The following is a 12,754-nucleotide window of genomic DNA, read 5'->3' as shown; positions in this document are numbered from 1 at the left end:
ATTCTCTTTATCCTCACTAAAGAACAAGTTTTATCTATAAATTATTAACATTTATTCTTTGGTTTTGGTTTAATATTCTTAACGATGATAGAATTCGCTAATAAAAGCATTTGCACTCCGGGAGCTTAAAAATGCAAGAAAGTTATAAAGTGCTAATCGTGGATGATGATTTACGTCTACGTTCACTACTCGAGCGCTATTTGACAGAGCAGGGTTTTCAAATCCGTACAGCTGCAAACGCTGATCAAATGGATCGTCTGCTCACTCGTGAATCTATCCACCTTATTGTGCTCGATTTAATGCTTCCAGGTGAGGATGGCTTATCTATTTGCCGTCGCTTAAGAAGCCAAAATAACCCTATTCCTATTATTATGGTTACTGCAAAAGGAGAAGAGGTTGATAGAATTGTAGGGCTTGAAATTGGCGCAGATGATTACATCTCAAAACCTTTCAACCCAAGAGAATTACTCGCACGCATTCGCGCCGTTCTTCGTCGCCAAGCGAACGAACTACCCGGTGCACCATCACAAGATAATGCCATTGTCTCTTTTGGTAAATTCAAGCTAAACCTTGGTACTCGTGAGATGTTCCACGAAGAAGAGCATATGCCTCTGACAAGTGGTGAATTTGCTGTATTGAAAGTGTTGGTATCACATCCTCGTGAACCGCTTTCTCGTGATAAGTTAATGAGCCTTGCTCGTGGTCGCGAATACAGTGCAATGGAGCGCTCAATTGACGTGCAAATTTCTCGTTTACGCCGCATGATTGAAGAAGATCCAACGCATCCTCGTTACATTCAAACGGTTTGGGGTCTTGGTTACGTCTTTGTTCCTGATGGAACCAGCGTTCAATGAGAAGGCTGAGGCTTTCCCCTCACAATAAACTAACACGCTCATTATTTCTGGTTATCTCGCTACTTTTTTTTAGCTTGATAGCCAGTTATATCGTTGTTCAGCACCTTATTGTTGGGCCAAGCCTTCAGCAATTTAATAAAGTATTAGCGTATGAAATACGCACTTTAATGCCTGAAGAACTGATCCTAATTGACGGAACCCCGCTAAAAATATCCCCAGCTTTACGCAATAAAATCTATAACGAATTAGGCATTTCTTTCTTTGATAAAGAAGCAGCACTTAAGGAAGGGCTCTATTGGGCCAAAATAGACGATGAATTAAGTGAACAGATGACTGAATATCTTGAAGGGAAAACTGAAATTTGGATCGAAAATACGTTAGAATATCCTGTTTTATGGGTCAATACACATATTTCTCCTTCTCTTTGGATCCGTGTACCACTGACTGAATTAGGACAAAACTTCTTACTGCCTGTGTATCGACAAGCGATTATTTTTATTATTATCGTTGTCGCTTTTTTCTGGCTTTATAGTCGTTTTCAAAATCGTCCACTCAATGAAGTAGAGTATGCAGCGCGCCGGATCGGAAAAGGCGTTATTCCTCCTCCTATTCCTGAGTCTGGCTCTTCTGAAATGCGCTCAATCATTCGTGCCTTTAACCAAATGTCATCAGGCATTCGCTCATTAGACAATGATAGAACACTTGTTATGGCGGGTGTTAGCCATGATTTGCGTACACCACTAACTCGTATTCGTTTAGCAACTGAAATGATGAGCCCCGAAGATAGTTACCTCGCAGACTCGATCAATAAAGATATCGAAGATTGTGATGCTATTATTGGGCAATTCTTAGACTATATGCGCACAGGTAAAGAGATATCTTTAGAACTGTGTGATATGAATAATCTATTACAAGAAGTCATTTCAGCTGAATCTAATTCAGGAAAAATCAGTGAAGAACATCTTTATCCTGAACCTATTAATATCACGGCTAATCCCATTGCGGTAAAACGAGCACTTGCCAATATGGTTGTCAATGCCACTCGCTATGGCAATGGCTGGATAAGCGTTTCAAGTGGAAAAAATGAAGAATATGCTTGGTTCCAAGTCGAAGATGATGGCCCGGGTATTCCACAAGAAGATAGACAGCGTCTTTTCCAACCTTTTGTTCAAGGTGAACAAGCACGTAGCTCAACGGGGGCTGGTTTAGGATTATCCATTATTCGCCGTATCATGGATGCTCATGGTGGTTATGTTGAGCTTGATGATAGTGTTAGAGGTGGATTATTAATTCGAGCTAACTTTCCATTAAAAGAGCGCGAAGACGAAGACGATTAAAGCGCATCTTAATCTATCTCTTTTTATCTTTCTCACTTCCTCTTTTCTTTCTCCCCCTATAAATATTTCATCATTTTTATGCTTTGTCATAAAACTGTCACAATTAAGACATTTAATTGTCATCAAACTGACCTATTGTCTGTGCGTACCGTAACCGAAGTTGATAGATGTCGAAAATTATTCTACCTATCCCACAGGAGGGATTATGAAACTGATGCGTACCACCCTGACTAGTGTCATTGCCGCTGCGTTTTCAATGACCGCTCTTTCTGCACAGGCAACGACCTCGCTGACTGGTGCTGGCGCAACGTTCCCTGCCCCAGTTTATGCTAAATGGGCAGATTCCTATCAGAAAGAAACGGGTAACAAAATTAACTACCAAGGCATTGGATCCTCTGGTGGTGTTAAACAAATTATTGCCAATACCGTTGATTTTGGTGCTTCTGATGCGCCATTAGCAGACGACAAATTACACGCTGACGGTTTATTCCAATTTCCTACTGTAATTGGTGGCGTTGTTATGGCAGTCAATATTCCTGGTATCAAATCAGGTGAACTGACCTTAGATGGCGACACTATCGGTAATATCTATCTAGGCAAGATCCAAAAATGGAACGACCCTGCCATCACTAAACTCAATCCGGGCGTAAAATTACCAGACCAAAATATCGCGGTTATTCGTCGTGCTGATGGTTCAGGAACATCTTTCGTTTTCACTAGCTACTTATCAAAAGTAAACAGTGCATGGAAAGATGGCGTGGGTGCCGGCTCTACCGTTAAATGGCCAACAGGCTTAGGTGGAAAAGGGAATGATGGTATCGCAGCATTCGTTCAACGTGTACCTGGTTCAATTGGTTATGTTGAATATGCTTACGCTAAACAAAACAATCTTGCTTATACTAAATTAGTCACAGCTGACGGCGAAGTCATTGCGCCTACAGCAGACAGTTTCAGTGCTGCAGCAAGAAAAATTGATTGGAGCAAAAGCTTTGCACAAGACCTGACTAACCAGAAAGGTGAAAATGCATGGCCGATTACTTCAACCACCTTTATCCTTGTGCATCAAACACAAAAAGATGCAGCGAAAGGTAAAGAAGTACTGAATTTCTTCAACTGGGCTTATGAGAAAGGTAATCAGGAAGCGAAAAATCTTGATTATGCTGTCTTACCAACCGAAGTTGTAGAACAAATCCGCACAGCGTGGAAAACAAGTATTAAAGACAGTAATGGTAAACCGATTTACTAATAAAACGGCAACCATTAAGAAATTAGTTAACGTTCACCCCCTGTAAAACAGGGGGTAATAAATTAAAAGAGGCTTTATGGCCGAGCACACAACGGTAATAAAGGCCCCTAGTAAACGAGGGGACGTTATTTTCAGCGCACTGGTTCGTCTAGCTGCGTTGATTACGCTTTTGCTTTTAACAGGTATCATTGTTTCACTGATTTTTGCTTCATGGCCAAGTATTCAACAATTTGGCCTGTCATTTTTATGGTCTAAAGAGTGGGATCCTCCTGCACAGGAATTTGGTGCATTAGTACCGATCTACGGTACCATTGTGACCTCAGTCATCGCATTGATTATTGCTGTTCCTGTCAGCTTTGGTATCGCCCTTTTCTTAACTGAATTAGCACCTAATTGGTTAAAACGCCCATTAGGTATTGCGATTGAGCTACTGGCAGCTATCCCAAGTATTGTTTATGGTATGTGGGGACTGTTTGTCTTTGCACCGCTATTTGCAACCTATTTCCAAGAGCCTGTCGGTAATGTGCTCTCTTCTATACCTATCGTTGGTGAGCTTTTCTCTGGACCGGCTTTTGGTATCGGTATCTTAGCTGCGGGCGTTATTCTCGCTATCATGATTATTCCTTATATCGCTTCAGTAATGCGTGATGTGTTTGAACAGACACCGGTCATGATGAAAGAGTCGGCCTACGGCATTGGCTGTACAACATGGGAAGTGATTTGGAATATTGTTCTACCTTATACCCGTAATGGTGTTATCGGTGGTGTTATGTTGGGATTAGGACGTGCCTTAGGTGAAACCATGGCAGTAACCTTTATCATCGGTAATACCTACCAATTAGACTCAGCCTCACTGTTTATGCCAGGTAACAGTATTACGTCTGCATTAGCAAACGAATTTGCTGAAGCAGAAACGGGATTACACACCGCTGCATTAATGGAATTAGGGCTTATCTTATTTGTCATCACCTTTATCGTTCTTGCGATTTCTAAGTTTATGACATTACGTTTATCAAAAAATGAAGGGGCGCGCTGATATGTCTAAAACATCCTCTTCTTCATTACGAGTTCAAACAGAAAACGAACTGCGTGTACGCCATAAACGCCAACTTTGGCGTCGTCAAAAAAACCGTATCGCGCTGTTTTTATCTGTCTCGACTATGGCATTTGGCCTTTTCTGGTTAACGTGGATTTTATTCTCTACGTTCACCAAAGGCTTTGATGGCATGTCAATTGCGCTTTTTACAGAAATGACTCCTCCGCCGAATACTGATGGTGGTGGATTGGCGAACGCCATTGCTGGTAGTGGATTACTGATTTTGTGGGCGACAGTTATTGGAACACCGTTAGGTATTCTTGCAGGCATTTATCTTGCTGAATATGGTCGTCGTTCATGGCTTGCTGAAACTACACGTTTTATTAACGATATTTTGCTGTCAGCGCCATCAATTGTTGTCGGACTCTTTGTCTACACCATTGTTGTTGCACAGATGCAGCACTTTTCAGGATGGGCGGGAATTATCGCATTAGCGTTACTGCAAATTCCTATCGTGATACGTACCACTGAAAATATGTTGAAGTTAGTACCTGATAGCTTACGCGAAGCCGCTTACGCATTAGGAACACCAAAGTGGAAAATGATCTCTAAAATCACCTTAAAAGCCTCGGTATCAGGCATTATCACGGGTGTGTTATTAGCGATTGCACGTATTGCAGGTGAAACGGCACCACTGTTATTTACTTCACTATCAAATCAATTCTGGAGCACAGACTTAAACGAACCGATAGCTAACTTACCTGTGACTATCTTTAAGTTCGCCATGAGTCCTTTTGCACAATGGCAAGAGCTTGCTTGGGCTGGCGTATTACTTATCACCCTCTGTGTTCTATTTATCAATATTATTGCGCGCGTGCTGTTTGCTAAACGCAAGCACGGTTAACGCAGAAAGTTAAGCAAGAGAGACGTTGAATGATTATGGCTAATGATAACGCAGGAAATAAAATTCAAGTTCGTGATTTGAACTTCTACTACGGTAAATTCCATGCGCTGAAAAATATCTCTTTAGATATTGCCAAAAATAAGGTGACTGCATTTATCGGCCCTTCTGGCTGTGGTAAATCGACCTTACTGCGTACTTTTAATAAAATGTATGAGCTTTATGGCGAACAACGTGCAGAAGGCGAAATCCTGCTAGATGGCAACAATATCCTGACAGATAAGCAAGATATCGCACTATTACGTGCCAAAGTCGGCATGGTATTCCAAAAGCCAACACCTTTCCCGATGTCGATTTATGACAACATCGCTTTTGGTGTACGTTTATTCGAAAAATTGTCTCGCGCTGATATGGACGAGCGTGTTCAGTGGGCTTTGACTAAAGCCGCATTATGGAACGAAACCAAAGATAAATTACATCAAAGTGGATATAGTCTATCTGGCGGTCAACAACAGCGTTTATGTATAGCACGCGGTATCGCTATTCGTCCTGAAGTTTTATTACTTGATGAGCCTTGTTCAGCACTTGACCCAATCTCAACAGGTCGTATTGAAGAACTTATCAGCGAACTCAAATCAGAATATACCGTGGTTATCGTGACACATAACATGCAACAAGCGGCACGTTGTTCTGATTACACTGCATTTATGTATTTAGGCGAGTTAATTGAATTTAGCGATACGGATACGTTATTTACGCGTCCTGCGAAAAAACAAACTGAAGATTACATCACTGGGCGTTATGGCTGATAACGAGGCAATCAATGGATAATTTAAACCACAACAAGCATATTTCTGGTCAATTTAATGCTGAGTTAGAGCATATCCGTACCGAGCTGATGGTTATGGGTGGGCTTGTTGAAGAGCAACTGAAAAAAGCCATTATGGCAATGCATAATCAAGATCAGGCATTGGCAAATGAAGTTATTCAAGGTGACCATAACGTCAATATGATGGAAGTCGCCATTGATGATGCGTGTATGCGAATTATTGCTAAACGCCAGCCAACCGCGAGTGACTTACGTTTAATTATGGCGATATCAAAAACGATCGCTGAACTAGAACGTATCGGTGATGTTGCTGAAAAAATCTGTAAAACTGCGCTTGAAAAGTTTTCACACCAGCATCAACCTTTACTCGTGAGTTTAGAATCTTTAGGTCAACACGCCATACAAATGCTTCATGATGTTCTTGATGCGTTTGCACGTATGGACTTGGATGAAGCCGTCCGCATCTATCGTGAAGACGCTAAAATTGATAACGAATATGAGGGAATTGTCCGTCAATTAATGACTTATATGATGGAAGATCCTCGCACTATTCCAAGTGTGTTAACCGCACTATTTTGTGCACGTTCAATTGAACGCATTGGCGACCGTTGCCAGAACATTTGTGAGTTTATTTTCTATTACGTAAAAGGTCATGATTTCCGCCATTTAGGTGGTGACCAAGTAGAAAAAATGCTCACCAAAAGTGACGACAGCAACACCTCTAATTAAATTTATCTCTCTTTTTCTTTTCTTCAAAACAGCGACGCTTATGTCGCTGTTTTTTTATTTTCTCATCAAATTAATCCCCTTATAGCTCAACACGTTTTCTCATCTTATTCCTTAAAAGCATATAGATATCAATTTTTATTATTTTATGAACTTAGATCAACTTGATAGCGTGATATCCAACATAACGATGATAATTCTTTTCTTTGGGGTGAATAATGAAATTACGTGTTTTGGCAACAGCATTAATTGCAGGCTCGGTGCTTTTCTCTGGTATTGCAAAAGCAGATAAACTCGATGATATAAAAAAAGCAGGTGTAGTACGTATCGCGATCTTTGATAGCAATCCTCCTTTTGGTTTTATTGATCCTCAAACCAAAAAACTGGCAGGTTATGATGCGGATATCGCCAATGAGATCGCCAACGATTTAGGTGTAAAACTGGAACTGCGTCCAACAAACCCAGCAAACCGTATCCCTCTTTTAAGTTCTAAGAAAGTTGATTTAATCGCAGCTAACTTCACTATTACCGATGAACGCGCTAAGCAGGTTGACTTCTCTATTCCTTACTTTGCAACGGGGCAAAAATTTATTGCTCGTAAAGGGGTGTTAACTAATCCTGAACAAATTCATTCACTGCGTATTGGTGCCGATAAGGGTACCGTTCAAGAAATCACTTTACGTGAACGTTATCCTGACACCAAAGTCATCTCTTATGACGATACACCACTCGCTTTTGCTGCATTACGTAATGGTAACGTACAAGCCATCACACAAGATGATGCAAAATTAGTGGGTTTATTAGCAAATCTTCCTGATGCCATTAAAGCAGATTTTGAAATTTCACCGTTTAGCATTACCCGCGAATACCAAGCAGTTGCAGCAGCTAAAGGGGAAGAACGTTTAATTAATGAAATCAATAACACGCTATTAAGATTGGAAAAAGAAGGTAAAGCAGACGAAATCTACAACCGTTGGTTTGGCCCTGAAACAAAATCAGCTCAGCCTCGTGGCGATTTCAAATTTGCTCCACTATCTGAGCAAACACCACAATCTTGATCCTTAAAGCGTAATAACTTTCTTCTTCCATTAAAAACAAAGTTATTCCTTTATTAAAACACCGACCCCGCATCTGCGGGGTTTGGTGCCTACAATAGGCCTACTATATGTTTGAGCAATTTCTTTCACAGTACCTTCTTGAGTCACACTATTTAAGCTGGCTCTGGAACGGTTTTCTAATCACCTTGCTTATCTCTTTTTGGACTATTGTCATTGCAACATTAATGAGTTTCGCCCTTAGTGCTGCAAGAGATAGTGCGTTTGCACCATTACGCTGGTTAGCCACTGCTTATACTTCACTATTTCGTAATACTCCACTGTTAGTACAGTTGTTCTTTTGGTATTTCGCCTCAGGAGAAATTCTGCCACAAAGCGCCATGATGTGGTTAAACACACCTCATGAGATTGTATTCTTAGGTGTAACGCTTTCTTGGCCTTCTTTTGAGTTTTTAGCTGGTATTGTGGGTCTGACATTTTACTCAACGCCATTTATTGCCGAAGAGCTAAGAGCGGGTATTCAAGGTGTTAAACAAGGGCAAAAATATGCCGCTTTAGCTCTAGGCTTAACACCGTGGCAATCTATGCGTTATGTGATTTTACCTCAAGCCTTTCGTATTGCTCTGCCTCCTTTGTTAGGTCAATACATGAATGTAATAAAAAACTCATCACTGACTATGGCTATTGGTGTTGCGGAGCTTTCTTACGCATCAAGACAAGTCGAAACAGAATCATTACGAACCTTTGAAGCCTTTGGTGTCGCAACCATTCTTTATATTGCGGCGATAGCTTTAATGGAGGCTTGGGGACAATGGCATCAGCAACGTAAATTAGCACAAGGGTATTAATATGGACTTTACTGTTATTGCTGATAACTGGCAGTACTTACTCTTCGGTGCTTATCCTGATGGGCCTTTAGAAGGTGCAGCGCTGACCGTGTTTATCAGTATCATTGCGGGTATTGCATCTATTATTTTAGGTACCTTAGGTGGTATTGCTCTGGCTATGCTCCGAGGTGTCTGGGTTAATCTTTTTGCGGCTTTTTTAGGCTTTTTTCGTGCTATTCCTGTCATTATGTTGATATTTTGGGTCTATTTTATCTTACCTGTTGTATTAGGGATGGAAATACCTGAAATCACGACTGTAATTTGTGCATTAGCGTTAATTACATCGTCTTATATTGCACATGGCGTGAAAGCGGGGATTTTGGCGATTGGAAAAGGGCAATGGCAGGCTGGATTATCTTTAGGCTTTAATCGCTGGCAAGTGCTGTGGTATATCGTATTACCACAAGCATTACGCATGATGGTACCTTCGTTTATTAATCAGTGGATAGCCTTAATCAAAGATACTTCATTAGCTTATGTAGTCGGTGTAGGTGAGCTTTCGTTCTTAGCGACACAAGTCAATAACCGCAGTATGGTTTATCCAATGGAAGTCTTTCTGTTCGTTGCTTTTATCTATTTTGTTCTCTGTTTTTCATTGGAAATTATTGCCAATAGAATTGCGAAATTATTTTCCACACAAAAAGAAAAACGCCCTTTTTGGCAAATGATATTGCCGTTTAGAAAAAAATATTTCACCGAAAAAAGTTTAGGCTAATAATATGATAAGGCTAAAGCAATTTAGCCTTTTTATTATGTTTAACTTCAACAAAGCCTAATGGATGCTAATCACGACATAACATTGGTGATACTACATAAACATTTGATTTAGCGAAGGATCCCTTTTCACAAACAACATACCCCTTAGAAAGTAAGTCTTTTTCAACATAGCGAGAAAAGAAAAAGCTAAAGAGACATCCAAAAATAAAAAATAAGAGAAAAGAGAACATTATTTTTTTACTTCCTTTTAGTGTCCTTTTTTTAAGGGGCGGAAAAACCAGCAAATAGAGAAGATAAAAAACAGATGGCACCGTAAATAAAAAAACTGATGTTTTAAATGAGGATCTGATTTTTTCAGAAAGAGAAAAATAATCAACATAACTTTCTATTGAGATAAATAATTCAATAGAGAAAAAAACGAATAAGATACCTGAAACTAAATAGATTATCTTTATTATATTCTTACCTGACACTCCCTATCTCCTTTTTTATTCCTAAAAAGATATTAAAAGAACACCGTTTAGCGGAATAGGTAAACTCGAGCCCTTGAAACATAATTTAACAGGTTTTTGGTCAAGACGGATCACGGATGAACATCGTCTCATCTACCGTATTACTGATCCCGCTATAGAAATTGCATCATGTCGATACCATGACTAGCCTCCTTACATTTATCCCGTTTAACTCTTAAAGGATCTCAACCTATTTTTAAGCTTTAGATTTTCCCCTCTACGCAATCGATTACTTTTTTAGGTGCAGTTCTGGTTTTATTTGTGTAGGATAAAGCGAAAAACATTTTTTTTGGGATCTTTTGTCTATGAGCATGTCATCACCAAATTCTGGTTCACAGGGTTTGCTCCAACGTGTGTTTAAGCTACAGGAACACGGTACAAACGCTCGCACTGAACTGATTGCGGGTATCACGACTTTCTTAACGATGGTTTATATTATCTTCGTTAACCCTCAAATTCTCGCCGCTGCCAATATGGATATCAAAGCCGTCTTCGTAACGACCTGCTTAATTGCGGCTTTTGGTAGTATTTTAATGGGATTAGTGGCTAATTTACCTATCGCCGTTGCCCCAGCTATGGGTCTAAATGCCTTTTTTGCCTTTGTCGTTGTTGGCGCAATGGGCTACTCATGGGAAGTTGCGATGGGCGCGATTTTCTGGGGTGCAGTAGGCCTGTTTTTACTAACTCTCTTTCGTATTCGCTATTGGATAATTGCCCATATTCCACTGAGTTTGCGTGTTGGTATTACGAGCGGTATCGGCCTTTTTATCGCCATGATGGGCTTAAAAAATTCCGGTATTATTGTTCCTAATAATGACACTATCGTGACTATCGGTAATTTTGCGTCTCATAACGTATTATTAGGTGCATTAGGCTTTTTCATTATCGCTATTCTTGCTGCTCGTAATATCCATGCCGCAATCCTTATCTCAATTGTTATCACCACTGTCATTGGTCTTCTCTTAGGGGATGTTCAATATCAAGGTATCTTTGCTATGCCACCTTCCATCACGACCGTGGTAGGTAAAGTGGATATTGTTGGCGCGTTAGATATCGGCCTTTCTGGTGTGATTTTTGCCTTTATGTTGGTTAACTTATTTGACTCATCAGGCACTTTAATTGGTGTCACTGATAAAGCGGGTTTAACTGATGACAAAGGCAAGTTTCCACGGATGAAACAAGCATTATATGTCGATAGCTTAAGCTCTGTTGCAGGCTCCGCAATGGGAACATCGTCTGTCACGGCTTTTATCGAAAGCACTTCGGGTGTTTCTGTCGGCGGTCGTACAGGTTTAACTGCAGTTGTTGTCGGTATTCTTTTCTTACTCGCGATCTTCTTATCACCACTCGCAGGCATGGTACCAAGCTACGCAACGGCTGGCGCACTGATTTATGTGGGCGTATTAATGACATCCAGCCTTACGCGCGTGAAATGGGATGACTTAACAGAATCTGTTCCAGCCTTTATTACCGCTGTCATGATGCCATTTAGCTTCTCAATTACTGAAGGTATTGCACTTGGTTTTATTGCCTATTGTGTGATGAAAGTGGGTACTTTCCGTTGGAAAGAAATTAATCTATGCGTTGTGATTGTTTCACTGCTATTTATTTTAAAAATATTACTGATTGATACTCATGTGATTGATTTAAATTCTTTATTCTAATATTCAATAAATTAAGATCACGATGATACAGATAAAACGGCACCAATAACGTGCCGTTTTTTATAAGAAAAGAGGTAATTATGAATGTAATTCTACAAGTCGATTTCCCGTATCATGGTCCTTTCGATAATGAAATGACACAAGCTATGGATGCATTATCTGCATCAATCAACCAAGAGCCTGGCTTTATTTGGAAAATTTGGACTGAAAATAAAGAAACACAAAAAGCGGGAGGTATTTATCTTTTTGATTCAAAAGAAAACGCTCAAGCTTATTTAGAGAAACACAGCGCTCGATTAAAATCTTTTGGTATCACAGAAGTGCGTGGTGATATTTTTGCAGTAAATCAAGCGTTAAGCTTAAAAAATCACGCCTCTTTTTTGGCTAAATAGCTAAAAGCACAAGTGTTATATACCACTTGTGCCTTTCTATTTGCTGCAATCACTCTACTTTCGAAGGCAACAACAAACCAAAAATAATCGAATCAGAAATCTCATCACCAACTATCCAACGCTGTTTTAGATATCCTTCTTGTTCAAAACCTAATTTCATTAACAACGTAGCTGAAGCTTTATTATCAGGGTGAATATCGGCTTCTAAACGACGAACAGATAAATGCGTTTGGAGATACGTGATAAACGCAACCATAGCTTCTTTCATTATCCCCCTACCTTGATAAGCCGTATCAAGACAATATCCAATTTCACCACGTCGTGAATTAGGGTAATGATTAAAGAAAACACACATCCCCATAAGTGCATTTGTTGCTTTATCTATCACGGCTAAACGCAGATACTCTTTTCTTTCCATATGAGTGATATCTTGAATGATATCTTCCTGCGCCTCTTGCAGTGATTGCCAAGGAAGATGACTCCAGTAGCGCGTCACTTCAGGTGAGCTCATGATCTTAAACCAATCTTCGGCATCCCCCATTTCAAAAGGACGCAATCTTAATCTTTCTGTTTCAACCTGAATATCAGCGTAACGCAT

General features: G+C 40.1%; 14 protein-coding genes and 1 pseudogene. 13 read left to right on the top strand and 2 right to left on the bottom strand.

Annotated elements, in window-relative coordinates:
- Positions 1-131 precede the first annotated feature (131 nt).
- The 10 genes from ompR to QSH13_RS09990 all read left to right on the top strand — a co-directional run bounded on the left by ompR (position 132) and on the right by QSH13_RS09990 (position 9,586).
- The gene (ompR, locus tag QSH13_RS10035) at positions 132-854 is read left to right on the top strand and encodes an osmolarity response regulator transcription factor OmpR (protein ID WP_109395916.1); all 723 of its coding nucleotides are present in this window, start codon (positions 132-134) and stop codon (positions 852-854) included.
- Complete coding sequence (envZ, locus tag QSH13_RS10030) at positions 851-2,191, top strand: two-component system sensor histidine kinase EnvZ (RefSeq protein ID WP_109395917.1); 1,341 nt, start codon at positions 851-853, stop codon at positions 2,189-2,191. Before ompR ends, envZ begins: the two co-directional genes overlap by 4 nt.
- Positions 2,192-2,396: 205 nt before the next feature.
- Positions 2,397-3,437 (top strand): phosphate ABC transporter substrate-binding protein PstS, encoded by a 1,041-nt coding sequence (gene pstS, locus QSH13_RS10025; protein WP_109395918.1) that lies wholly within the window; start codon positions 2,397-2,399, stop codon positions 3,435-3,437.
- Positions 3,438-3,513: 76 nt separating this feature from the next.
- Complete coding sequence (gene pstC, locus QSH13_RS10020) at positions 3,514-4,473, top strand: phosphate ABC transporter permease PstC (protein WP_109395919.1); 960 nt, start codon at positions 3,514-3,516, stop codon at positions 4,471-4,473.
- A 1-nt stretch (position 4,474) separates the two neighbouring features.
- Positions 4,475-5,377 carry a phosphate ABC transporter permease PstA gene (gene pstA, locus QSH13_RS10015; RefSeq protein WP_109395920.1) on the top strand — a complete coding sequence of 301 codons (903 nt, stop codon included), beginning with the start codon at positions 4,475-4,477 and terminating at the stop codon, positions 5,375-5,377.
- Positions 5,378-5,406: 29 nt separating this feature from the next.
- Positions 5,407-6,183, top strand: coding sequence for a phosphate ABC transporter ATP-binding protein PstB (gene pstB, locus QSH13_RS10010; protein WP_006534565.1), 777 nt, complete (start codon positions 5,407-5,409; stop codon positions 6,181-6,183).
- A gap of 14 nt (positions 6,184-6,197) precedes the next feature.
- Positions 6,198-6,932 carry a phosphate signaling complex protein PhoU gene (gene phoU, locus QSH13_RS10005; RefSeq protein ID WP_109395921.1) on the top strand — a complete coding sequence of 245 codons (735 nt, stop codon included), beginning with the start codon at positions 6,198-6,200 and terminating at the stop codon, positions 6,930-6,932.
- Positions 6,933-7,147: 215 nt separating this feature from the next.
- On the top strand, positions 7,148-7,987 hold the full coding sequence (locus QSH13_RS10000) for an ABC transporter substrate-binding protein (protein ID WP_109395922.1): 840 nt from the start codon (positions 7,148-7,150) through the stop codon (positions 7,985-7,987).
- Positions 7,988-8,094: 107 nt separating this feature from the next.
- On the top strand, positions 8,095-8,832 hold the full coding sequence (locus QSH13_RS09995) for an amino acid ABC transporter permease (RefSeq protein ID WP_109406763.1): 738 nt from the start codon (positions 8,095-8,097) through the stop codon (positions 8,830-8,832).
- Position 8,833: 1 nt separating this feature from the next.
- Positions 8,834-9,586: an amino acid ABC transporter permease gene (locus tag QSH13_RS09990; RefSeq protein ID WP_109406762.1), complete on the top strand. Its 753-nt coding sequence runs from the start codon at positions 8,834-8,836 to the stop codon at positions 9,584-9,586.
- Positions 9,587-9,653: 67 nt separating this feature from the next.
- On the opposite strand, the gene QSH13_RS09985 is transcribed toward QSH13_RS09990, so the two are convergent.
- On the bottom strand, positions 9,654-10,061 hold the full coding sequence (locus QSH13_RS09985) for a DUF1240 domain-containing protein (protein WP_286039088.1): 408 nt from the start codon (positions 10,059-10,061) through the stop codon (positions 9,654-9,656).
- A gap of 25 nt (positions 10,062-10,086) precedes the next feature.
- Here QSH13_RS09985 and QSH13_RS09980 point away from each other — a divergent pair.
- The 3 genes and pseudogenes from QSH13_RS09980 to QSH13_RS09970 form a co-directional block, all read left to right on the top strand.
- Positions 10,087-10,248, top strand: a pseudogene (locus QSH13_RS09980) (Txe/YoeB family addiction module toxin); the annotation flags it as partial.
- A gap of 157 nt (positions 10,249-10,405) precedes the next feature.
- On the top strand, positions 10,406-11,764 hold the full coding sequence (locus QSH13_RS09975; protein ID WP_109395927.1) for an NCS2 family permease: 1,359 nt from the start codon (positions 10,406-10,408) through the stop codon (positions 11,762-11,764).
- Between the two features lie 80 nt (positions 11,765-11,844).
- Complete coding sequence (locus QSH13_RS09970; protein ID WP_109395928.1) at positions 11,845-12,156, top strand: monooxygenase; 312 nt, start codon at positions 11,845-11,847, stop codon at positions 12,154-12,156.
- A gap of 49 nt (positions 12,157-12,205) precedes the next feature.
- Here the strand turns inward: QSH13_RS09970 and QSH13_RS09965 are convergent, their stop codons facing one another.
- On the bottom strand, positions 12,206-12,754 hold the full coding sequence (locus QSH13_RS09965; protein WP_109406760.1) for a GNAT family N-acetyltransferase: 549 nt from the start codon (positions 12,752-12,754) through the stop codon (positions 12,206-12,208).

The organism is Proteus faecis (assembly GCF_030286765.1).
Lineage (GTDB): Bacteria > Pseudomonadota > Gammaproteobacteria > Enterobacterales > Enterobacteriaceae > Proteus > Proteus faecis.
The sequence above is the reverse complement of the archived record's forward strand: the minus strand, read 5'-3'. Positions and strand labels throughout refer to the sequence as shown.

Bases quoted from the DNA above. Each gene is read 5' to 3' on its own strand.
- pstB (WP_006534565.1), top strand. From the start codon at position 5,407: ATGATTATGGCTAATGATAACGCAGGAAATAAAATTCAAGTTCGTGAT.
- pstA (WP_109395920.1), top strand. From the start codon at position 4,475: ATGTCTAAAACATCCTCTTCTTCATTACGAGTTCAAACAGAAAACGAA.
- QSH13_RS09975 (WP_109395927.1), top strand. From the start codon at position 10,406: ATGAGCATGTCATCACCAAATTCTGGTTCACAGGGTTTGCTCCAACGT.
- QSH13_RS09995 (WP_109406763.1), top strand. From the start codon at position 8,095: ATGTTTGAGCAATTTCTTTCACAGTACCTTCTTGAGTCACACTATTTA.
- phoU (WP_109395921.1), top strand. From the start codon at position 6,198: ATGGATAATTTAAACCACAACAAGCATATTTCTGGTCAATTTAATGCT.
- pstS (WP_109395918.1), top strand. From the start codon at position 2,397: ATGAAACTGATGCGTACCACCCTGACTAGTGTCATTGCCGCTGCGTTT.
- envZ (WP_109395917.1), top strand. From the start codon at position 851: ATGAGAAGGCTGAGGCTTTCCCCTCACAATAAACTAACACGCTCATTA.
- pstC (WP_109395919.1), top strand. From the start codon at position 3,514: ATGGCCGAGCACACAACGGTAATAAAGGCCCCTAGTAAACGAGGGGAC.
- QSH13_RS09970 (WP_109395928.1), top strand. From the start codon at position 11,845: ATGAATGTAATTCTACAAGTCGATTTCCCGTATCATGGTCCTTTCGAT.
- ompR (WP_109395916.1), top strand. From the start codon at position 132: ATGCAAGAAAGTTATAAAGTGCTAATCGTGGATGATGATTTACGTCTA.
- QSH13_RS09965 (WP_109406760.1), bottom strand. From the start codon at position 12,754: ATGCGTTACGCTGATATTCAGGTTGAAACAGAAAGATTAAGATTGCGT.
- QSH13_RS10000 (WP_109395922.1), top strand. From the start codon at position 7,148: ATGAAATTACGTGTTTTGGCAACAGCATTAATTGCAGGCTCGGTGCTT.
- QSH13_RS09990 (WP_109406762.1), top strand. From the start codon at position 8,834: ATGGACTTTACTGTTATTGCTGATAACTGGCAGTACTTACTCTTCGGT.